Origin of the sequence: Oricola sp., assembly GCF_965230365.1 — a bacterium.
Taxonomy (GTDB): domain Bacteria; phylum Pseudomonadota; class Alphaproteobacteria; order Rhizobiales; family Rhizobiaceae; genus Oricola.
In genome coordinates this window covers 2,401,603-2,421,852 of the sequence record NZ_OZ246003.1, presented here as the reverse complement: position 1 = coordinate 2,421,852, position 20,250 = coordinate 2,401,603, and the positions used below count along the sequence as shown (strand labels likewise).

Sequence of the window (20,250 nt, the reverse complement as noted above, 5' to 3'; positions counted from 1 at the left end):
ATGGACCTTCTTCCCCAACTCCTGGTCAACGGGATCATCACCGGCGCGCTTCTGGCGGTCCCGGCCATCGGTTTCACCGCGATCTTCGCCGTGCTGCGTTTCCCGAATTTCTCGGTCGCCAGCCACGCCACGGTGGGCGCTTTCGCGGGTTATGCCGCCAATGTCTGGTTCGGCCTGCCGGCCGCGCCGTCGATCATCGCCGCCTTCGCGGTCGCAGGGCTGGTCGGACTGATCTCCGACGAGATCGCATTGCGCCCGCTCAGACCCTACGGTGCGCTGACGGCGGCGATCGCCTCGATTGCGCTGACCATCGTGTTGGAAAACATGATCCGCTTCGGCTTCGGCAACGACCTGCGCGGCTACGATCTGCCGCTGGTTCGCGATTGGCGGATCTGGGACATCCGGGTCGGCCCGCAACAGGTCCAGAACCTCGCCATGGCAATTGGTATCATGGCCGCCGTCTTTGCCGGGCTGAAATTCACCCCGATCGGCAAGGCGATGCGCGCCGTGGCCGACAATCCGGCGCTGGCGGAACTAAAGGGCATCGATCCGGTTCGAATCGGGCGGCTGACGGCGTTCATCGGCATGGGGCTGGTTGGCGCGGGCGGCATGCTGCTCGGCCTCGGCACCTCCATCGACCCGCTGACGGGCTTCCGCTTCATCCTGCCGATCTTCGCGGCGGCGGTCGTCGGCGGCCTCGGCTCGATCCCAGGCGCGGCAATCGGCGCGATGGTCGTCGGCATCGGCGAGGAACTGTCGCTGCTGGTTTTGTCGCCGGCCTACAAAAGCGCGGTCGGCTTCATCGCGATTGTGCTGGTGCTGAGCATCAGGCCGCGCGGCATTCTGGGCGAACGGGCGTATTGAGATGACAAGCTATCTGCTCGCAACTTTCGCATTCGCCGGCATCTATGCGCTTCTGGCGCTGGGCCTCAACGTGATCTGGGGCATGGCCGGAATGATCAATCTGGGACTTGCCGGCTTTTTCGCGCTGGGCGCCTATGCATCCGCCCTTGTTACCGTTGCGCTCGGCGCGCCGATCATCGTCGGCGTTGCGGTCGCAATCGCGGTGGCGGCGCTCGCCGGCGGCGTGCTGTCCCGCCTGACACTGACACTGCGCGGCGATTACCTGGCCATCGTCACGCTGGGGTTCGGCGAGGTCATTCGGCTGGTCGCGGCCAACGAAATATGGCTGACCAACGGGGCGGACGGCATTCCGGGCGTACCCGGCCCGCTCAGGGGCCAACTGACGCCGCTGGCGTTCAACGGCTTGTCCTGCGCATTGATCCTGCTGGCCGCCGGGTTTGTCTGGGCGCTCACCGAGCGCCTCCGCCGCTCGCCCTATGGCCGGGTGCTGCGCGCGATACGCGAAGACGAGACGGCCGCTGCGGTCGCCGGCAAGCCGGTGCGTCGCTACAAGGTTCAGGCGTTTGCGCTCGGTGCCGGCATCCTTGGACTGGCGGGTGCCTGCTATGCTCATTTCACCAGCTATGTCGCGCCGGACATCTTCCGGCCGTTGCTGACCATCTACATCTTTCTCGCGCTGACCGCCGGCGGCACCGGCAACACGGCGGGCGCGGTTCTTGGCGCGTTTCTCGTCATCCTGATCCTCGAAGGCAGCCGCTTCATCGAACCGCTGCTGCCGGGCCTGTCGGGCGCACAGGGTGCGGCGCTGCGCGAAATCTTCATCGGCGCGGCATTGATCCTGGTGATGCGCCTGCGGCCGGAGGGATTGCTGGCCGAGCGCCCCGTGCAAAGGAGCATACCAACATGAACAGCCCGAGCCGCACTCGTGCCGAGGAGCTTCTGGCCGGTGTCGATGCCACCAGCGATCGTTACGCGGCCGTAGACGCGGCGCTCGCCGAGGTGGTGGGCCACAAGCTGTTCACGCTAATGGTCATCGACTGGTCTGCAAACGTGGCCGCGCGCGTCTATTCCAACCGGCCTGAGGAATACCCGGTCAAGGGCAGCAAGCCGCTCGGTGCCCTGAACGGCTGGAGCAAGCACGTCCTCGAAGGCCGCCGGCACTGGATCGGCCGCAACGCCGATGACATCCGCTGGGCGTTCTTCGATCACGAAACCATCATCGCTCTGGACTGCGCATCCTGCCTGAATGTTCCAGTCATCGACAATGGCCGGGTGATCGGGACAGTGAACCTGCTGCACGAGGCCGGATGGTACAATGAGGGCGACGTGGCGCGCGTTACGCCGTTCGCCGAACTGCTTCTGCCGGCATTCCGGGAGTTTTCGGGCGCGACCGCATAGGCTAATGGCACCGGCCGTTGTCTGAATTTTTTTATGGCGAATGTCGCATTCTGCAGACCGGCCCGCTTCGATCGCATTTACTCAGAATCATGCAAGGTGCCGCCTTCGGGCGGAGAATTGGGAAGCCGGTGAAAGTCCGGCACTGCCCCCGCAACGGTAAAGGTGTTGCAAGGGTCGCGACAATCACCACTGGGGAAGACGAGCCCCGGGAAGGTGTCGCGCTCCAGGCCCGCGATGGCCGCGCCGAAGTCCGGGTTACGCGCTGGAACAAGCGCTCTACACCGATCCGGATGTCTTCCGCATGGACATGGAGACCATCTTCTACCGGGATTGGCTTTTCGTTGCGCCGGCTTGCGAGTTGGCCTGCTGCTCCAACCCCTCGGCAATGTCTCGGTGTAGGTGTAGGCGACGGCCATGCTATGCAAACCGCTGCCACCGACGCTTCAAGTGCGGCGGCGCACGCGAATGCGCGCCTCCTGATCACGTAAAAGGATAAATTGCCGCCCTGAGCAGATAGGCGCGCGCGAGGTCCAAGCCGGCGGGCAGCGCCTGGCCGAGGCGCCATCCCGTTGCCTCGTCGCGTCTGCACATTCCGACACAGGGGTTTGCGTCACTCGTCGTTCACGCCTCGATCGTCCGGGAGGACAAGGCGGCGAGGATGGCATCGAGCCCGTCGGTGAGCGCGGCGGGACCGGGTTGCAAGATCAGCGGCGACTTGATCTCGTGGATCCTCCCGTTGCGCACCGCCGGGATGGCGTCCCAACCGGGCCGCGCGGCGATTTTTTCCGGTCGCACCTTCTTGCCGCACCAGGACGCGAGTATCACGTCGGGCGCAGCAGCGATCACCTGCTCGTACGTCACGATGCGATCGAGGGCCTTGGCCTTGCCGGCAATTTCGGAAAACGCCTCTTGACCGCCTGCAATTCCGATCAGTTCCGACACCCAGCCGATTGCGGTGATCATCGGCTCGTCCCACTCTTCGAAATAGACGCACGGGCGAGGCCTGCCTTCGGTCTTTGCCGCCGCTTCCGCCAGTCGCTGCTCGTACTGGTCGGCAAGGAAGCCGGCGCGACGGCCCTGCCCGACCATCGCCCCAAGGTGCCGGATCATGGCGAGTATTCCGGCGATGTCGCGCTGGTTGTAGCCCATCACCGCTACGCCCTCACGCAGGAGCGTGGCAGCAATATCGGCCTGCAGGTCCGAAAAGGTCAGGACCAGGTCCGGCTCCAGCGCGAGGATCTTGGGAATATCCGCTGACGTGAACGCCGCGACGCGTGGCTTTTCCTTGCGGACTTGTTTCGGGCGCACCGCATATCCCGATACGCCGACGATGCGATCCTCTTCGCCCAGCAGACAGAGTGTCTCGACCGTCTCCTCAGTCAGGCAGACGATGCGCTCCGGGGGAAAGGCATTCATGTCGACACCATGTGCGGATGTAACTCAGAGGGGCATACGCGAGGACCGGCGCGCATTCGCACCGCCGCGTCGTTGCCTCTGGGGCATTGCAAGCTGTAATGGCATGAGCGGTTGTTTTATGGATGCGAGCAGAAGATCGCAAAACTCCGCGACTGCCGGAGAGCGCATCATGAATGGGCCGGCTTTGTCATAGGCATGGCGCGCGGCCCGCAGGTAGTCGGCGTTGCCGGGCAAACCCGCAATCCACTGCATGTAGCCCAACTGGCCCAATTGCCGCGCTTCCTCCCGCGGCATCGGGCCTCTATCGAGTTGAAAGATCGTACGTTCCAGTAACATGGCGCCCTCCGCGCATAACGGCGGGTGTCACGGGTAGCGGCAATATCTGAGGGACGCTTCCGCCCATCTGTCGTCTCTCCGCTCCCAAGGCACCCCGCCTGGGTTCAAGGTGACCGCGGCGCGTGGGTCACGCGCCGGAGATGGCAGGTCTCCTGACTTGCGGGTCCATGCTTCCCCATACCTTCCCGGGCCATCAGGCCCAGTGGCGTTCATCGGGGTCGCTCTCCGCTCACAGTTGCGGGGGCAGTCGCGGAATTGGGCCAAACCCTCACCGCGTTCCCTTTTCACCCGACTCAACAAGTCGGGCACCATCACTTCCAGTATCGCATGGTGGCATGGCCGTCGTCCATCGGTATTGGAAGGCTTCGTGGCCAAGACCGCCCTGTCCACTACCTTTCGAGGACAGACAAGGACCTCCAGCACGCGGTCCGGGAACCTGTTGACCCGGCGAATGAACCTCTCACCGTCCGGATCGACTTGCATCGCGCTTCCGTCTGGAAACCCTCCTGTCAGGCCGCTTCATAGCGGAACCGCGCGGTGGCCGGATCGCCCGCGTAGTGACCGATGAACTGGCTGCTGTTTTCGGCCAGCCACGTTACGCCGGAGATAATCTCGTCTGCCTTCGCCTCGCTCAGCAGATAACTGAGATTGAGCCGCACCCAACCCGGCTTTTCCAGTTCAAGGCCGGCGTCGAGCCGCTCAAACAGCGTTTCCGATACAGCGGAATCGATGCCGAGCAGTCTATGCCCGTAAGACCCGGCACAGGCGCATCCACCGCGGGTCTGGATGCCGAGCACATCGCTCAACATGCGGGTAAAGAGCTGATGATGGATCAGTGTGCCGTTCGCGCCAGTCACCTGGAAGGAGAAGATCGGCAACTGGCCCGGCGTGTCGGAGAGGCCGAGCAACTTCAGGCGAGGCTCGCGGCGCCATGCGGCAAGAGCCCGCTTGCGAAGCGCTGCGTTGCGCGCGGCGATATCTTCGCAGCCGACAGCGTCGCGCGCGATCATCGCCAGTGCGGCGCGGATATCGCCGATCACATTCGGTGTCCCCGCTTCCTCGCGCGCCTCCACCGATGCGCTGTAGCGGTGCCGACACGGCGAAACGAAGCTGACGGTGCCGCCACCCGGCGCGGTCGGCGTCTCGCGCGCGACGATCGTGTCTCGGACGATCAGCACGCCGGAGGCGGCTGGGCCGCCGACAAATTTGTGCGGCGAATAAACGATAGCATCCTTGGCGCAATCGTCGGCCGGCGTCATGTCCATGTCGACATACGGCGCTCCGCAGGCGTAGTCCCAGACCGCCAAGGCGCCATACGCCTTGAGCAACCGCGTTACCGGATCGGGGTCGGTCAGGATGCCGGTGACGTTGGACGCGGCGGAAAAGCTGCCGATGACGAGCTCGGCGCCCTTTGTGGCATCGAGTTCCGCGGCAAGCGCATCGAGGTCCACCCCGCCGCTCTCGGCCTCGGAGACCTCACGAACCTCGGCGCCGCTTTCGCGCCAGGGCAGTATGTTCGAATGGTGCTCGTACGGTCCGATCAGGACCACGACCCTGTTGCCCGCCTGCACGCGGCGTACGATATCGAGCAGCCCGACGATCCGGTTGATGCCCGAGGTCGCGCCGCTGCCGGTGAAGACCACGTGGCAGTCCGGCCCGGCATTCACCGCCTCGGCAAGGACTGCCCTCGCCTCGCCGCGCATCCGCGTCACGGCCTGACCGCAATACGAGGCCTCGGTGTGGCTGTTGGCGTAGAACGGCAGGACTTCGCGCGCAACGAAGTCCTCGATCTGCGCAAGCGCCCGCCCGGACGCGACATAGTCGGCGTAAAGCAGCCGCTTGCGGCCGAAGGGCGTTTCAAACTCGATGCCGTCGCCGATCAGGCCGTTTCGCAGTGTTTCAAAGGGGTCTCCGCCCGCGAGCGAAGACCGGAAATCGCCAAGCGCAGTCATCTTCATCCCCAATTTCCTTGACGAGGATGCTACCACCTGAACATGATGTTTCTACACCGTATGACCCACATTTTCCTCCTAAATGTGTGTTTTTGAACGAAGGATTACGAAAAATGGATAGGCTCGATATTCTCATCCTGGAAGAGATGCAGCGCCGGCCCGACCTGTCGCAGCGCGATCTCGCCGATGCGATTGGCCTGTCGCAAAACGCCTGCTGGCGACGACTAAAGAAAATGGAGGATAGCGGGATTATCGAAGGCCGCAGCGTGCGCCTGAACCGGGACGCTCTGGGGCTTAGCCTCGTCGTCTTCACGATGATCCGCACGCGTAGACACTCGGCCGATTGGCTTGAGACGTTTCGCCGGCATGTCGCAACCATCCCCGAGGTCACTGATTTCTTCCGGATCGGCGGCGATTACGACTACCTGCTCAAAATCGTGGCGCGCAACATGGCGAGCTATGACAGCGTATATCAGCGCCTGATTGAAAAAGTCGAACTCGACGCGGTCACCTCCTACTTCGCGATGGAGGCGATCATCGAGAACCGGGCGCTCCCGGTGCAGCCCGGTTGATGCTTGTCCGACCGGACGCGCGCCGATCTCGCGCCGCCGAAACAGGTGCCCGGACCGCTGGGTCACGCCGCGAAGCAGTGGATGGCCATGCCAGTCAATCCCCCGTTCAGGGGAGAGCGGTGTGAATTTGTCTGTTATAGAAAACGGCTAGATATTACCTAACGAAAGCGATCCGACGTGTGCTTGTGAGGTTGACCCCCTTCAGAATCCTGGCGGTTGCGGCGTCATTTGGTTTCTTCGCCGCATGGATCGCCTTGGCCGTCGCGCACAATCAGCCCTACTTGGGATTGGGGCTGTCGCCAAAATCCGGAATTGGATTTGTCTGGATCAATCGGGCCGATCCGAAGGGACCTGCAGCCGCGCTGAAAGCCGACGCGCCACTGGAAGCAATCAACGGCATGGAATTGCAGGCGGCGGATCTCGTGGAGGAACCCGATGTCGCCGAAAGCTACGAAGCCCTTGCGCGATTCTTCAATCGGCAGGACCAAATCGCTTCCATGCTGCATCAGGATGAAGTCACGCTTTCGAGCGGTTCACCGCACAATTTGCGCATCACGTTAACGCCGGAGCGGTCGCGCCCGATTTCAACCCTGCCGCCAGTGTTCTGGACACAGATTGTGCTCGGACTTGCGGGCCTGCTGATCGGAACCTGGGTGTGGAGCCTCAAACGTGGGGAACTTGCCGCCAGACTGCTGGCATTGGCGGGGCTGGCTGCCTTGGTCGCAGCCTTTCCATCGGCCATTTACGGTTCACGCGAGTTGGCATTGCCCGGACACCTGTTTCACACGCTTTCGGCAATGAACCATTTCGGCACGCTGGCGTTCTGCGTCGCCATGACCGTGCTGTTTCTAGTTTATCCAAAGCGCCTTGTTCGACCGGCGTTTCTCTGGGTGCTGCCGCTTGCGACAGGCGCGATTTGGGTCCTGGATACAACATGGCTGATCATTCCCGGCCCGGCCGTCGGGCTTCACCTGCCGGCTGTCGTCATGGTTTTTGGCATCCTTGTCAGTGCCTTCTTCCAGCACCGCGCCACGCGAAATGACCCGGCAGCCCGCACGGCCCTGCGCTGGTTCACGCTTTCCTTCGGTATTGGCGTCGGCACCTTCGTCATTCTCATCTTGTTGCCCAATCTGTTTGGAATGGCGCCGGCCGTGTCGCAGGGCTATGCGGCGCTCTTCGTCTTGCTGTTCTTTGTCGGCGTCGCCCTGGGGGTCGCGCGCTACCGCCTGTTCGAACTCGAGGACTGGGCTTTCTCGATCCTGTTTTATTTCGGCGCGGTAATCCTGCTGGTGCTGCTCGACGCAGCGCTCATCATGCTTGTTGCGCTTGAACGCGCGCCGGCATTCGGCCTCTCGCTCATTCTGATCGCGCTCATCTATCTGCCGGCCCGCGACCGGCTGGCACGAAGGCTGACGAGGAAGTCGGACATCGACCGGGGCGAATTGTTTCGCCGGATCGTCGATGTAGCGCTGACCAAAAACGAGGCCAGACAGGAGGACGGCTGGCAACAGGTGCTGCGCGAAGTCTTCGATCCGTTGCATCTGGGGGGCGAAACGCAGATCGAACCCGCAGAGCCGAGGATTGTCGATGAAGGTCTTGCGCTGGTGCTTCCCCGTGTCGGAAGTCTTGCTCCGGTGAGGCTCTCATATGCGCAAGGCGGACGGCGATTGTTCAGTCCGCGCGACAAGCGCTTCGCCGTCGAGATTCGCGACATGCTCGCCCATGCCATCGCCAGCCGTGACGCCTATGAGAAAGGCGCAGCCGAAGAGCGCAGACGCATTGCCCGCGATATGCATGACAATATCGGCGCACAGCTTCTGTCGGCGCTTCACAGCGACAAGCGCGAGCGCAAGGACACAATGATCCGCGAAACGATCTCGGATCTTCGCGACATCATCAACAATACGGCTGGAAACAGCAAAAGCCTGGACGAGGCACTGGCCGACCTGAGGGTGGAAGTGCTGGAGCGCCTGGCGGCGACCGACATCGAACTTGAATGGCGCCATGAAGGCGGCGGGCACAACCGGCTGATGGCTCCCAATGTCATCTTTTCCTTGCGCTCCATCCTGCGTGAAGCCGTCAGCAACACAATTCGCCATTCGGACGCCCAGAAGATGGCCGTTCGGATCGATACGCAGGGCGAAACCCTTCAGCTGACGCTGCTCGACGACGGCAAGGGATACGATCCATCGAGGCGGGGCAATGGCCGCGACACTCAAGGCAACGGCTTGTCCAACATCGAGGCCCGCCTGACCGCGCTTCAGGGCAGGCTTTCATTCGATGACGCCAAACCCGGATTTGTCGTTCACGCCGAGTTCCCCTTTCACCAGAGCTCGAACTGATGTCGCGCATACTGATCGTCGAAGACCTCGCCGAAACCCGTGAACCACTGGACACATTGCCAAATCGGCGTTCGAAGCGCTGGTCTCCAATACCAATCGGGACCGTTACGGACGCAAGGCCGGGCCGATCAGAAACCACGACCTTGTCGACAATCGCGGTCGCGTGATCGCGTTCCGCAACGGCGAAAACCGCAGCACGCTGAACACCGTGATCAAGGCGCTCGACGCCGGCCTGCAGCAAGAACCGTGTTCAATCGGTACTACTAACGCTTCTCTCGCCGACGTGTCGCCTGAAAGACCGCCGCGAAATCCCTTGCCCCCAAGCCGAGCCTTTGTGCCTCAGTGTATTTCTCAGCGGCGTGGTGGATTAGCGCGGAACTGTTGTTCATCTGGGTGAACAGCTTTGAGGCTGACATTGCGTCTTTGGCTGCAATATCAAGTTTGGCACCAGTCTCTTCCGGGATCGCAAGCATCTGCGGCGCCTTGCGCTGGAAGAGCCGAGTAGATGCCATGCCACCGCAATGGCTCACGATGTCGACAAACTGGTTCAGGTCAAGGCCCAAATCCTCGGCCATTGCCAATGTTTCAGCAATCGCCACCATCTGAACATGTCCCAGTCCGTTCTGAAGAGTTTTGATTAGACTTGCAGCGCCGGGTCCGCCTGCTACGGCAATGTCTCGCGCCGCCTGCCGTGCGATCGGCATGACCGTCTGAACTGGAGCCGCATCTCCTGAGATCACGAGATACACCGTGCGGTCGATCGCGTCCTGCGCCGAACCGAAGATCGGGCATTCCACATAGGCCATCCCACGTTCATTCAGCTGATTGTGCAGTTGGGTGGCCTGTTCATAAGGCACAGTGGAGTTGTCGCAACAAATCAGTCCCGGCTTGTCGATTTGTTCGTATATATCGTTGATGATCTGCGAGTTTGGCAGGCACGTGAACAGAACGTCACTCACTTCCACCACTTCGCTGACACTCGCGGCAATGCTGAGCCCAGCCCTGCGCGCTTCCGCATAGGGGCGGTCAGAACGGTTCAGGACGGCTACGTCATGACCTGCTGCCTTGAGGTGCCTGGCGAAGGGGAGCCCCATCGCTCCCAGTCCGATGTAGCCGAGCTTCATTGTCTACTGCTCGTTGCGATTGTCATGGTGTTCGGTGGACAAAGTGCTTTCACTGGAATGATATGCGCCTCTCTAACTGGCAAAGGGAATGGACGCCTTGCGCGCCATTATGTTGCCGAGTGTGTTCTTGAGGGCCGCGCCAACCTTCTCAATCAGCCTTCCATTCACAACTTCCGGACCATCGCCTTTGAGGTGAAAAAACTGCTGTGCGCCCATCAAGGAAAACGCGGAATAGCCACGCTCAAGGATCCACCGGATTTCTCCGTGGTCACGGTTGTAAAGTTCCGGCGTCAGATGGGTCAGGTCGGAGAAGCTGTGGCTGAGCGGTTCAATGAGGTCCTGCGACGCGAATAGCCAACTCGGATCCGGCGGTGACGCTGGCACCAAAAGGTGGTTGTTCCTGTCGAAATCATGGGTGGCAATACATGACCCGAGGTGCAGCCAGCAATCGCACTGCCCGGGTTTCGGCAGACGCGGATTGCTCAATGCGTGGAAGGCCCCCAGGTGGCCGATCTCATGTCCCGAATTCGACAGGAACAGTAAGCTGTGGTCGGTTTCAGCCAACGCCATCCACCGCGCGAGACCGAGCAGCAACGCGAGCCCCGCGCCTCTCTCGCCCGCACTCCGGAACCAACCGCTTTGAGGCGTCGACACAATAATCCAACGATCACCACGTTCTCGATATGCAACGACGTTGTTCGCGCAAAGATCGGCGCAATCCACGCCATCCAGCAGAAACTCGACACTGGAGCCGAGGCGCGCGGCGGCCTCAAAAACATGCCAGTCGGAGGGCGCGATCATAAGAACCGGCAGGGGCCAAGGCGTCTGATTGTGCGGAGGAATCACGTTCTGGCCGTATATCTCGCCCGAGACATGTGGTGTGCAGCCAACAACAGCACGAGCACCGGCTTCGGCCAGGGCATGGATCATCCGCGCATGTGCGCTCTTCTCGGTGACCATCACATCCGGAAACTGTACCAGGGCAATGGCTCCGCGCAGATCTCCATGGTTGTCGCCTTGGACAAGCCGGGCCACAATCGGCTCCGAGCCGGTTGAACGCGGGTACCACAATGGAAAGGTGTCGCACTGTTTACCAAACACGCGGAGGCGACAGTTGAGGTTTTGAAACTGGCGTAAAGGCCAAGGATCCAGCTCGGCAGCAAGGCCCACCTTCTCCAGCTCGGTTTTCACCCACTCTGATGTTGCAAGGTCCGCCATGGAGGCCGTGCGGTGGTCACCCAACTCGGCGAAACGAACAATGTCAGACAACAGTGCTTCTTCGGACAGTGGGTTTTTCACGACCGCAGCCTCCGGGCAAACATCTCTCGGGCGATTGTCCAAACTGCCTCGGCAGCGACGTGATCGAAACAGTGCCGATCCGCAAAGCTCCACCCATGCGCGGCATCAAACACATCCGCACGGCCGCTAACGCCTCGTTGCATCAGCGCATCCCTCAAGATGTTCTGTTCGATTGGCGTGCAGGACGGATCATCCTTGGCGAATCCGAGGAACAGTTCAGCATTGCAGCGCGGTATCTGACGTTCGCAGGACCATTCACCGTCGAAAATCATGTTCCCGCCATGCACCGATAGGCAGGCTTTCACCTTGTCGGGCTGCGTGGCAGCTGCGCCGATGGCGTGACGCCCGCCCATGCAGTAACCGACGACCGCCCAGTGCTCGATACTCGATTCAGCCTTCAGGATTTGCCGGGTGTCGTGGACAGTCATGGCCACAGTGGTGGCCCGGTTTGCAGCCTGGGCGCCTTGCGGAGACTTCGCCCCGCTGGCGTTCGGCGGCAGGAACGAGGGGCCGCCTAAACGGTAGTACATGTTTGGCAGGAATGTCGTGTACCCCATTCGGGCAAACCTGCGGCACATTTCTCGCAATTCGTCTCGGACCCCAAACCCGTCCATATACACGATAACGGCGGCGTCACGTCGTCCTGCGAACCGCTCCACGGGCATAACGCCATCGTCTGTCCGGATCTTCAGGATATCCTCACTCATGACCAGCCCCTTCAACCGGCTGTGCCCGAGCGGCGGCGGATCGCGCCGGTTATCATCGGCCAGACCACAAAAAGTACCGCGAAGATCAGAATTCCGAGTGAGACCGGGCGGGTAAAGAACGGCGCGAAGCTTCCATCCGACGTCATCAACGCACTGCGCATGTTTGCTTCAAACAACGGTGCGAGGATGAAGCCGATCACAAAGGGCGCAGTCGGGATGTTCGACCACTTCATCAGCACGCCGGCGACGCCAAAGATGAGCATGATCCAGATATCGAACAACTGGCCATTGATCGAATATGTCCCGATGATCGCCACGACAAAGATCAAGGGCGCGAGGATATGGCGCGGGATTTCGGTAATCCGGCCCAGATAGCGACAGCTTGCAACCAAGATTACAAACATGAGGACCGTGGCGACGAAGTAGGTCGCGATGATGCCGAAGAAGGTCGCTTCATGCTCTACCATCATCAACGGGCCGGGCTGGATATTGTGGAAGATCAACGCGGCCATGAGGATGACGTCTGCTGCACTGCCTGGGATTCCAAGCGTGATCATCGGAACCAGCGCGCCACCCACTGTCGCGTTGTTCCCGGCCTCCGCGGCGACGATTCCCTCTTCGGCGCCTTTGCCAAAGGAGTCGGGGTCCTTTGATACGCTTCGCGCGACAGTATACGAAATCACCGCGCCGATATTGGCACCGATCCCGGGAAGGATACCGATCCATGTCCCGATCAGCGACGAACGGATGAGGTTTTGCCAGTAGCGCAGGGTGCTTCCGGCGGCGCGGACGATCTGCACAAATCCCGGGGTCGCGACCGCATCGGCCTGCCGCGGCTGCTGGATGTCGGATACCAACCCGCCAATTGCAAAGATGCCAAGCAGCACGGGGAAAATCCCGAGGCCGGCCTCCAGTTTTTCGTATCCGAACGTGAATCGCGGGTCCGTCGTGATCGGGTCCAGTCCGACAAGAGAAACCAGAACCCCCAAGGCTCCGGCGATCAGGCCTTTGGTCATGTTTCCGCCGCTGGCGCTGGCAATCATCAACAAACCACCGAACACCAGGGCGGCCATTTCGAACCCCGAAAACGTGATGGCAAAACGCGCCAACGGAACAGACGCCGTCGCCAGAACGAGCCAGGAGATGAGCCCGCCTACAAAGGAAGCCGTTACCCCCAAGGCAAGCGCCCGCGCGCCCTGCCCTCGTTTGGCCATCGCATGCCCGTCAAAGGTCGTCATCACCGACGCAGGAGAGCCCGGAATGCCGATCATGACGCCAGTGACCATGGATCCGGCCACTCCGCCAACATACATCCCAATCAACAAGACCTGTGCAACCAGGCTGTTCATGTAGAACGTCAACGGCAGCGTCAGGACCATCAAGACGCCTTGGTTCAGGCCGGGGATGGCTCCGAATACAATACCAAGCGCAACCCCAAAGGCAGAAACGGCGATCAGCCAGACGTCCATATGGGCGATAATTGCGGTCGTAATCTTCTCTAGCATGTTTGGTCCCTACGGCTGATGCGTCGGCAGGTTACGGAAGGCTGACGAATAGAAGCCGAGTTAAGACCAAACCAATACATAGCGGCAAACTGATCGCGAGCCCAACAACCCATGCGATCTCGCGTATGGAAGGTTGGTCACCTTCGAACAGGACCCAACTCAGGGCGGCGACAAAGACGGCGGAAACGGCGACGAAACCAAACAGTCCACCGCCCAGGCTCAGTCCGAAAGCATACGCAAAAAGAAGTCCGAACATCTGAGCAGACAACTTGAGGCTGCCAACTCTGGCCCCGCTCTTGTAGGATCCGGTCAGGCGGCCGTACACGAGCCCAAAAATACACAGTGCTGCTATGAATGCGGGAATGAGCTGCGCAAGAAAACGGCCACCAACAGGTTCAAACATCGAGTCTGGAATGCTGGCCGCATTCAGATAGAGCCCTCCCACCGACAGCAACAGAACCAGATAGGTGATCAAGTCCCTCTGAGCTTGTGTCATTCTTCTCGCCGTACATTGGGAGGATAGATTGCACGGATGCTTCCAGTGCACATGACATGAGCGCAATTCAAACGCTCATGTCATCTCGCCTGCGAAATCAATCGCGCTTCAGGCCGTGGTTTTCCACGATTGCGGAAAACTTCTCGTACTCCGCGGCGACCTCTGCCGCGAGCTCTTCACCGCGTGAAAACCGAATGTCTTCGATGAAGGCGCCAAGTTCCTCCTGCAGTTCAGGATCGTTCATCACCGCTTCCATCTTGTCTGCCCAGTAGGTGCGCGCCTGTTCTGGCGTGTCCTTGTGAGCGAACAGGTACATGGTCGCCGAGAACGTCATGTCCGGATAACCAAGCTCAACGGAATGCGGCATGTCAGGAAGGTATGTCGAGCGATAATTGTCCAGCATCACCAGTGGGCGCATGTCGCCGGAATCCACATAGCCCTTGGTCACGGAAGGCGCTGTGATCGCCATGTCGATCTGACCGCCCAGCATTGCAGCACGGATTGGGCCGTTGCCGCCTGGAACGTTCACAGGTGTTGCTTCGATGCCGAGGTTGTCGATCAGGCCAAGCGCGATCAGGTGGTTCAGAGCGCCCAGCTGAACGCCGATCTTGACGGCACCTGGGTTTGCTTTTGCGTAGTCAACAAATTGGTCGAAGCCTTCGTAAGGAACGCCTGTGCCTGTTGCATACATCAGGCCGATGCTGCCTGTACGTGCGACAGGGATCATGTCGTTGAAGTCACGCTTCAGAATACCCTGAGCAGCTGTGCCCATGAACGCCTGATGGAAGAACAGCAACGTGTGCCCGTCCGCCGGTGCATCATACACCTCACGCGTGCCGGTTGTTGTGCCGCCACCTTTGACGTTCTTGACGATCATCGTCGCGTCTGTGTGCTTTTCCAGATGCTTCACCAGCATCCGAAGCGCCACATCGACGCCGCCGCCCGCTGCGTTGGGCACGATGAATGTCACAGGTTTTTCCGGGTAATCCGCCAATGCAGGCTGGGTCACCAAGACGCCTAAGGCCAAGGCGCCCATTGCTACTATTTTCGAAAACATCTCTCTCTCCCAGTCTCAATTCAACCGCGATAGCGGTCCTCCAATCGTCCGACAATCGCATCACCGTGACATGCGCGGATATTATGGTATTTGTCCACCGGCATAACTCCTATGGAATATCTGAAATTCATCCGGCAATCGCTTCCATGCACGATGAAATTGCCCAAATCGGCATGGCGCATCCGGAGACTTCGAAGCCCTAGAGCGTATCATGATTGACTGGGGCCAGCGCAGGTTTCGAGCACCGCCGGTGACAGCCTCGATCGTCAGATCGGACCTGGTTCTAGCTCCGATTTCGGGCGGTGCCGTCAGAGCCGGCGCTCGACATGTTTGGACCGTCCAGCACCGTTACCGGCGGCAGATTTCCGAGCCATTTGCGTATTCTAACCAATGTCGTGTGGGCCGAGTTGCCCTGCGACAGTTGCGATAACCCTTTGTCTTTCGTCAGGACATTGGGGTTGCCGTGAACGTCCACAATACGATCGTCAATATCGATCACATCCAGCCAGGCCCCCGTCGGCAACACGACGCAGTCATGGCGCATCTCTTTGTCTAGAGTGACCGCAGTCAGACAAGAGCCCCTGGCATTGTAGAGTTCCGCTATATCACCCGCTTCCAGATCATACAGAGCCGCCGTAGCTGGGTGCAGCCTGCACGGCTCACGCCCCTTGATCTTGGTTGCTTTCGTCTCGGCGCCCGCATCGTTTTGAGCATGCAGTCGGGTCTCCGGTTGCGGCGAAATCAGGTGCAACATGTCGCAGGTCTTGCCCTCCAACCACTCAAAGGGCTCCCTCCATTCGGGCGTTTCAGAGAGGTCGTCCAAACCCATGACACCGATTGTGCTGCTGGCCATTTCGATCCGGCCCGACGGTGTGTTCAGCGGGTGTTCCTTGGGTGCGGCGATGAAGTCTTGCAGAAAATCCATGCTACGCGCCGCATTGGGAAGCTCGAGCCAGCCGATCTCTTTGAAGGTCTCGAAGTCTGGCAGCGCGATGTTGTTCTCGCGACCGTGTTTTCGCGCGAGATCCCAAAGATGCGGCAACCAGTCCTCGGCTCTGCGGTTTTCTCCATGCGCGTCTGCGACCCCCATTCGGGCGGCAAGGTCGCGAAACATGTCGAACTCGTCGCGGGCGTCGCCGAAGGGCGCACGCGCGGCGGACATGTAGACCAGCACCGGATCGCGGCGCATCATCATGAAATCATCGCGTTCCAGCGGCGTCGTCGCCGGCAAGACGATGTCGGCCCGACGGGCCGTCGCGGTCCAGCTGTGTTCGTTGACAATCACGGTCTCGGGTTTTTGCCAGGCCTTCGCCAAGCGGTTCAGGTCCTGATGGTGGTGGTAAGGATTGCCACCGGCCCACCAGATCAGCCGGATGTCCGGGTAGGTGTAGGTCTCGCCATCGTATTTGAATGTGTCACCGGGGCGTTCCAGCATCTCGGTGATCCGCGCCACCGGGATGAAATCACGCACGGGATTTCGCCCCTGCGGGAAGCTTGGCCAGTTCCATAGTCCCACCGGTTGGCCCGATGTATTCATCGATCCATAGCCGAAACCGAACCCACACCCGGGTTGGCCGATCTGACCGATCAGGCATGCCAGATTCAGCCCCGCCCAGATCGTTTCCTCGCCATGATCCTGGCGTTGAAGGCTCCAGGACATTGTGACCATCGAAGGAGACCTGACCAGATCAAGCGCGAGGGCCCGGATTTCGTCCGCTGGAATGTCGCAGATATCTTCGGCCCATTCTGGCGTTTTGGGGACGTTATCGATCTCACCTGTCACGCTGGCTATGAAGCGATCTGCACCCTCGGTGTAGCGATCCAGGAAAGCCTTGTTCTCCAGGCCCTGCGACAGGATCACATGCGACAGTGCGAGGATCATCGCCCGGTCGGTGCCCGGTTTGATCGGCTTCCACTCGGCGCCCGCCAGATCGGACCCCAAGGGAGAGACATTGACCATGCGGCAGCCTCCGGTCTGGATTCTGTCCAGCCATGCCCGAACCGAATGCGTCGACGTACCCCCGGCGCTGATCTGGGCCGTCCGCGGAGAAATCCCCCCAAAGGCAACCAACAGTTTGCAGTTGTCGGCTATGCGATCCCAAGTCGTCAGATTGTGCATCAGCTCGCGGTTGGAGTAACCGAGGATATGAGGCCAGAGAACCTCGGCGCCAGCATGCGAATAGGTATTGCGCGACGATGTGCATCCGCCGATGCAATTCAGGAAGTGTTTGAGCTGCGATTGCGCATGATGGAACCGGCCCGCACTGGACCATCCGTAAGAGCCGCCATAAATCGCCGCGTTGCCATAAGTGTCGATAACGCGCTTCAATTCGCTCGCCAGGATCTCCAGGGCTTCGTCCCAGGGCAGATCGACGAACTCGGCGTCCCCGCGTCGGTTTCGGTCTCGCCCTTTCAACCACCCCGCGCGAAAGGACGGGCGCGCCACACGGATTTTCGGATCGGTGGCCGCGCTGAACCAACCGCGCCCGGCGACAGCAGGTGCCTGGTCCTGCTCCACTGGTTCCAACCCAGTGTCAGTGATCCGGTATGTGCCCCAGTGCGAAGAGGTGTATTTCATGGTGTCTCCACAGCTATGTGTCGAAAAAGGATGCTCGCGCTGCTGTTCCAGCTTCCATTGCGTGTCGACACAACTGCGGGCGATTCTTCGTGTTTTTTGATCGCCGGGCACACAATGCGCGCCGTCTGGTCCCGAGTCCAATTCCCATGGTCTATGTAAGTACCGCATTTGACATGCAAAAAAATTGCTGCTTTTGTCCGAACGCATAACAGTTTTGGAATACCGTGTGGACGTTCGCCACCTCAGACTTTTCATGACCGTGGTTGATCGTGGCAGCATTACAGCCGCGGCAGAGGAACTGGGACTGAGTCAACCCGCTCTTTCAAAACACTTAAGCCGCTTGGAGGCTGAACTTGAAACCAAGCTGCTCGTGCGATTGCCACGCGGCGTGCGCCCCAGCCGGACTGGGCAGATTCTTTTCGACTACGCCAAATCAATAGATGCCAGCTATCGTAGCGCACTGCGGCAGATCGATGGTGCAAAAGAAGCACAGATTGCCGAGATCACCATCGGATCAGGATACTTCTGGCTGACCGGCTTCCTGCCAAAGGCCGTTGCCCTCCTCGTCGGGGAGCATCCCGATATTCGTGTGAATATCGAAACAGGCGTACCGACCCGCTTGAAGGACAAACTGCTGAGCGGCGATCTGGATCTGGTTTTCGGGCCGGTAGCGCTGTCGGGGGCAAACCAGAACATGATCACTTCTGAAAGCCTGATCCGCACCGACAGCCACGTGCTGGTGCGACAGGGACATCCGGCGCAGGATGGCAAGGACAAGTCGATAAAGGATCTGCTCGAGTTGAGCTGGGCCCTGCCGAATGGTACCTTTGTACGGTCCTTGTTTGATCAACTGTTCCAGGCCCATGGCGTGCCCGCGCCAACACCGACGGTCGACGTCAACGACGTTTCATGCTCGCTCGAGGTCGTTGCGCGATCCGATCTTGCGACCCTGGCCACGTCGCTGACGCCCGAGGGTCAGGCTTGGACGCAATTTGACCATCTGAAATGTTCCGCGCTCAGCGGGTTCCGCGAAACAGGGATATTGCGTCGCAAGTTCGGGGTTATCCCCCCCATGGCAGAAGCGCTCTGCGAGAAGTTGCGGATTGTATCGCGCGACCATCGGGATGCGGTTCGATAACCCGATCAGCCGTAACTTGATCATCAGTCCTTGGAAGGCGCTGGCGAATAACCAAAATCCCCTTGGTTGAGAATGGCATCACGCCCACCGGCCTGCGCGATCCGGAGGGCTTGGTGCTGCTTGACAACCTCGCTCATCGCGTCGGGATCGAGGATGTCGCGAAGTTCCGACAGGAGTTCTTGCAGCTTGGCCCGATGTTCGGGAACTTCGGCCAGGTTTCTTGTTTCCAACGGGTCAGCGATCAAATCGAAGAGTTCCGGCGCAAATGCTGCGAAATAGACCAGTTTGAACCGGCCTTTACGCAGCATGTAGTTGCCAGTGCAAGACCCGGCCGCGTGATACTCTGAAAAAACGGTCCGGTCGGCAGATTTGCCCGCCGCGGTTTCAAACAGTGACATGCCCGGCAAGTCGGCGTCATCTGCGTGCTGCCTGGCGTCCACACAGTCCAGCACGGTCGGAAACAGATCAACAAGGCTCACAGGGCTGTCGACGACCTGCCCCATGGCAACATCGGGGCCGGCGAGGATCATTGGGACCGCAGCGCTTTCTTCGAACATCGTCGATTTTCCCCAAAACCCGCGCTTGCCCAGGGCTTCCCCATGGTCGCTGGCGTACAGGACCCGCGTGTCCCCGGACAAACCCGCCGCATCAATGGCGTCAACGACCTGCCCGACGTTATGATCCAGGAAGCTGCACAGCCCAAGATAACCTCGGATTGCCTTTTCGCGTGATGTCGCATCGAAGTGGTCATCGAAGTCGATATTGTGCAGCATGGCTTGGTAATACGGGTGGTTCGGCCGCTCCAGCCCCTCTGTAAAGTTCTGCGGGTCGATCTCAACATCCTGATAGAGGTTGTAGAATTCGTCCGGTGCGACCAGCGGGAAATGCGGCGCGACGAAGGACACGAACAGAACCCAAGGCGCGGACTGCGCGGGCGCTTGTTCGGTCAGCCAGCGTTTGGCCTCGTCGGTGATGGTTCGATCATAGGCTGTGTAGCTGGTTTCGCCAGACCCTACGTTTTGAGCGAATTTGGGCGATCCGGCACGCGGCTCCATATCCTCACGGATCAATCCCAAAAGATCGCCGATCCCGCCCGCCACATGCAGGGGTGCGATTTCCGGATCAAATCCGTTGTCATCCTCGGTGCTGCGAAAATGCAGCTTGCCCACCGAGACCGCCCCAAACCCCTGCTCCCGCAGCCGATGCCCCCAGCTTGGGATCGAGCCGTCATAGGGCGCGGCATTGTCCCAAAACCCGGTGTCATGCGCATAGCGTCCCGTCGCCATGCTGGCGCGCGACGGAACGCAGATCGGGGAATTGCAATAGGCCGCATCAAACCGCGTCCCGCGCGCGGCCAGCCGGTCCAGATTGGGGGTCTTAACCACTGCATGGCCCCTGCATCCCAGGAACCTGGCGTTGTGTTCGTCGGAAAGAATGATGACCAGGTTCTTGGGGGTCATGTCAGC

Annotated in this window: 17 protein-coding genes and 2 riboswitches; of the genes, 6 read left to right on the top strand and 11 right to left on the bottom strand. The window is 60.3% G+C overall.

Translation table 11 applies throughout. The features are described 5' to 3' along the window. From ACO06R_RS11640 to ACO06R_RS11630, 3 genes are read left to right on the top strand one after another with little or no spacing between them, the layout of a single operon-like run. Window positions 1–864 (top strand): branched-chain amino acid ABC transporter permease, encoded by an 864-nt coding sequence (locus ACO06R_RS11640; RefSeq protein ID WP_421849753.1) that lies wholly within the window; start codon window positions 1–3, stop codon window positions 862–864. A 1-nt stretch (window position 865) separates the two neighbouring features. Beyond that, on the top strand, window positions 866–1,771 hold the full coding sequence (locus tag ACO06R_RS11635; RefSeq protein WP_421849750.1) for a branched-chain amino acid ABC transporter permease: 906 nt from the start codon (window positions 866–868) through the stop codon (window positions 1,769–1,771). Further along, entirely contained in the window at window positions 1,768–2,262 is a 495-nt protein-coding gene (locus ACO06R_RS11630) for a GAF domain-containing protein (protein ID WP_421849747.1), read from the top strand. The genes ACO06R_RS11635 and ACO06R_RS11630 overlap by 4 nt, the downstream gene beginning before the upstream one ends. A gap of 77 nt (window positions 2,263–2,339) precedes the next feature. Continuing rightward, a riboswitch (cobalamin riboswitch) is annotated at window positions 2,340–2,541 on the top strand. A 342-nt stretch (window positions 2,542–2,883) separates the two neighbouring features. Here the strand turns inward: ACO06R_RS11630 and ACO06R_RS11625 are convergent. The 3 genes from ACO06R_RS11625 to ACO06R_RS11615 all read right to left on the bottom strand — a co-directional run bounded on the left by ACO06R_RS11625 (window position 2,884) and on the right by ACO06R_RS11615 (window position 5,972). Beyond that, window positions 2,884–3,678, bottom strand: coding sequence for a cobalamin-binding protein (locus tag ACO06R_RS11625; RefSeq protein WP_421849744.1), 795 nt, complete (start codon window positions 3,676–3,678; stop codon window positions 2,884–2,886). Between the two features lie 24 nt (window positions 3,679–3,702). Next, window positions 3,703–4,014: a hypothetical protein gene (locus ACO06R_RS11620; protein WP_421849742.1), complete on the bottom strand. Its 312-nt coding sequence runs from the start codon at window positions 4,012–4,014 to the stop codon at window positions 3,703–3,705. A gap of 125 nt (window positions 4,015–4,139) precedes the next feature. After that, window positions 4,140–4,342: riboswitch (cobalamin riboswitch) on the bottom strand. Window positions 4,343–4,523: 181 nt separating this feature from the next. Beyond that, window positions 4,524–5,972, bottom strand: coding sequence for an aminotransferase class V-fold PLP-dependent enzyme (locus ACO06R_RS11615; protein WP_421849738.1), 1,449 nt, complete (start codon window positions 5,970–5,972; stop codon window positions 4,524–4,526). A 107-nt stretch (window positions 5,973–6,079) separates the two neighbouring features. Here ACO06R_RS11615 and ACO06R_RS11610 point away from each other — a divergent pair, with 107 nt between their 5' ends. After that, complete coding sequence (locus ACO06R_RS11610; protein ID WP_421849735.1) at window positions 6,080–6,538, top strand: Lrp/AsnC family transcriptional regulator; 459 nt, start codon at window positions 6,080–6,082, stop codon at window positions 6,536–6,538. 185 nt (window positions 6,539–6,723) lie between these two features. Continuing rightward, window positions 6,724–8,880 (top strand): ATP-binding protein, encoded by a 2,157-nt coding sequence (locus ACO06R_RS11605; RefSeq protein ID WP_421849731.1) that lies wholly within the window; start codon window positions 6,724–6,726, stop codon window positions 8,878–8,880. 263 nt (window positions 8,881–9,143) lie between these two features. Here ACO06R_RS11605 and ACO06R_RS11600 read toward each other — a convergent pair whose 3' ends face one another. The 7 genes from ACO06R_RS11600 to ACO06R_RS11570 all read right to left on the bottom strand — a co-directional run bounded on the left by ACO06R_RS11600 (window position 9,144) and on the right by ACO06R_RS11570 (window position 17,853). After that, window positions 9,144–10,004, bottom strand: a complete 861-nt coding sequence (locus tag ACO06R_RS11600) for an NAD(P)-dependent oxidoreductase (RefSeq protein ID WP_421849728.1) — start codon at window positions 10,002–10,004, stop codon at window positions 9,144–9,146. 72 nt (window positions 10,005–10,076) lie between these two features. Continuing rightward, window positions 10,077–11,303, bottom strand: coding sequence for a PA domain-containing protein (locus tag ACO06R_RS11595; RefSeq protein ID WP_421849725.1), 1,227 nt, complete (start codon window positions 11,301–11,303; stop codon window positions 10,077–10,079). Beyond that, entirely contained in the window at window positions 11,300–12,025 is a 726-nt protein-coding gene (locus ACO06R_RS11590; RefSeq protein ID WP_421849722.1) for a dienelactone hydrolase family protein, read from the bottom strand. The genes ACO06R_RS11595 and ACO06R_RS11590 overlap by 4 nt, the downstream gene beginning before the upstream one ends. Continuing rightward, on the bottom strand, window positions 12,022–13,479 hold the full coding sequence (locus ACO06R_RS11585) for a tripartite tricarboxylate transporter permease (RefSeq protein ID WP_421849719.1): 1,458 nt from the start codon (window positions 13,477–13,479) through the stop codon (window positions 12,022–12,024). The genes ACO06R_RS11590 and ACO06R_RS11585 overlap by 4 nt, the downstream gene beginning before the upstream one ends. A gap of 67 nt (window positions 13,480–13,546) precedes the next feature. Further along, complete coding sequence (locus ACO06R_RS11580; protein ID WP_421849716.1) at window positions 13,547–13,990, bottom strand: hypothetical protein; 444 nt, start codon at window positions 13,988–13,990, stop codon at window positions 13,547–13,549. Between the two features lie 118 nt (window positions 13,991–14,108). After that, window positions 14,109–15,068 (bottom strand): Bug family tripartite tricarboxylate transporter substrate binding protein, encoded by a 960-nt coding sequence (locus tag ACO06R_RS11575; protein WP_421849713.1) that lies wholly within the window; start codon window positions 15,066–15,068, stop codon window positions 14,109–14,111. A 283-nt stretch (window positions 15,069–15,351) separates the two neighbouring features. Continuing rightward, complete coding sequence (locus tag ACO06R_RS11570) at window positions 15,352–17,853, bottom strand: molybdopterin-dependent oxidoreductase (protein WP_421849710.1); 2,502 nt, start codon at window positions 17,851–17,853, stop codon at window positions 15,352–15,354. A gap of 19 nt (window positions 17,854–17,872) precedes the next feature. On the opposite strand from ACO06R_RS11570, the gene ACO06R_RS11565 reads away from it, so the two are divergent. Continuing rightward, window positions 17,873–18,784 (top strand): LysR family transcriptional regulator, encoded by a 912-nt coding sequence (locus ACO06R_RS11565; RefSeq protein WP_421849707.1) that lies wholly within the window; start codon window positions 17,873–17,875, stop codon window positions 18,782–18,784. Window positions 18,785–18,807: 23 nt separating this feature from the next. On the opposite strand, the gene ACO06R_RS11560 is transcribed toward ACO06R_RS11565, so the two are convergent. Further along, on the bottom strand, window positions 18,808–20,244 hold the full coding sequence (locus tag ACO06R_RS11560; RefSeq protein ID WP_421849704.1) for a sulfatase-like hydrolase/transferase: 1,437 nt from the start codon (window positions 20,242–20,244) through the stop codon (window positions 18,808–18,810). Window positions 20,245–20,250 lie beyond the last annotated feature (6 nt).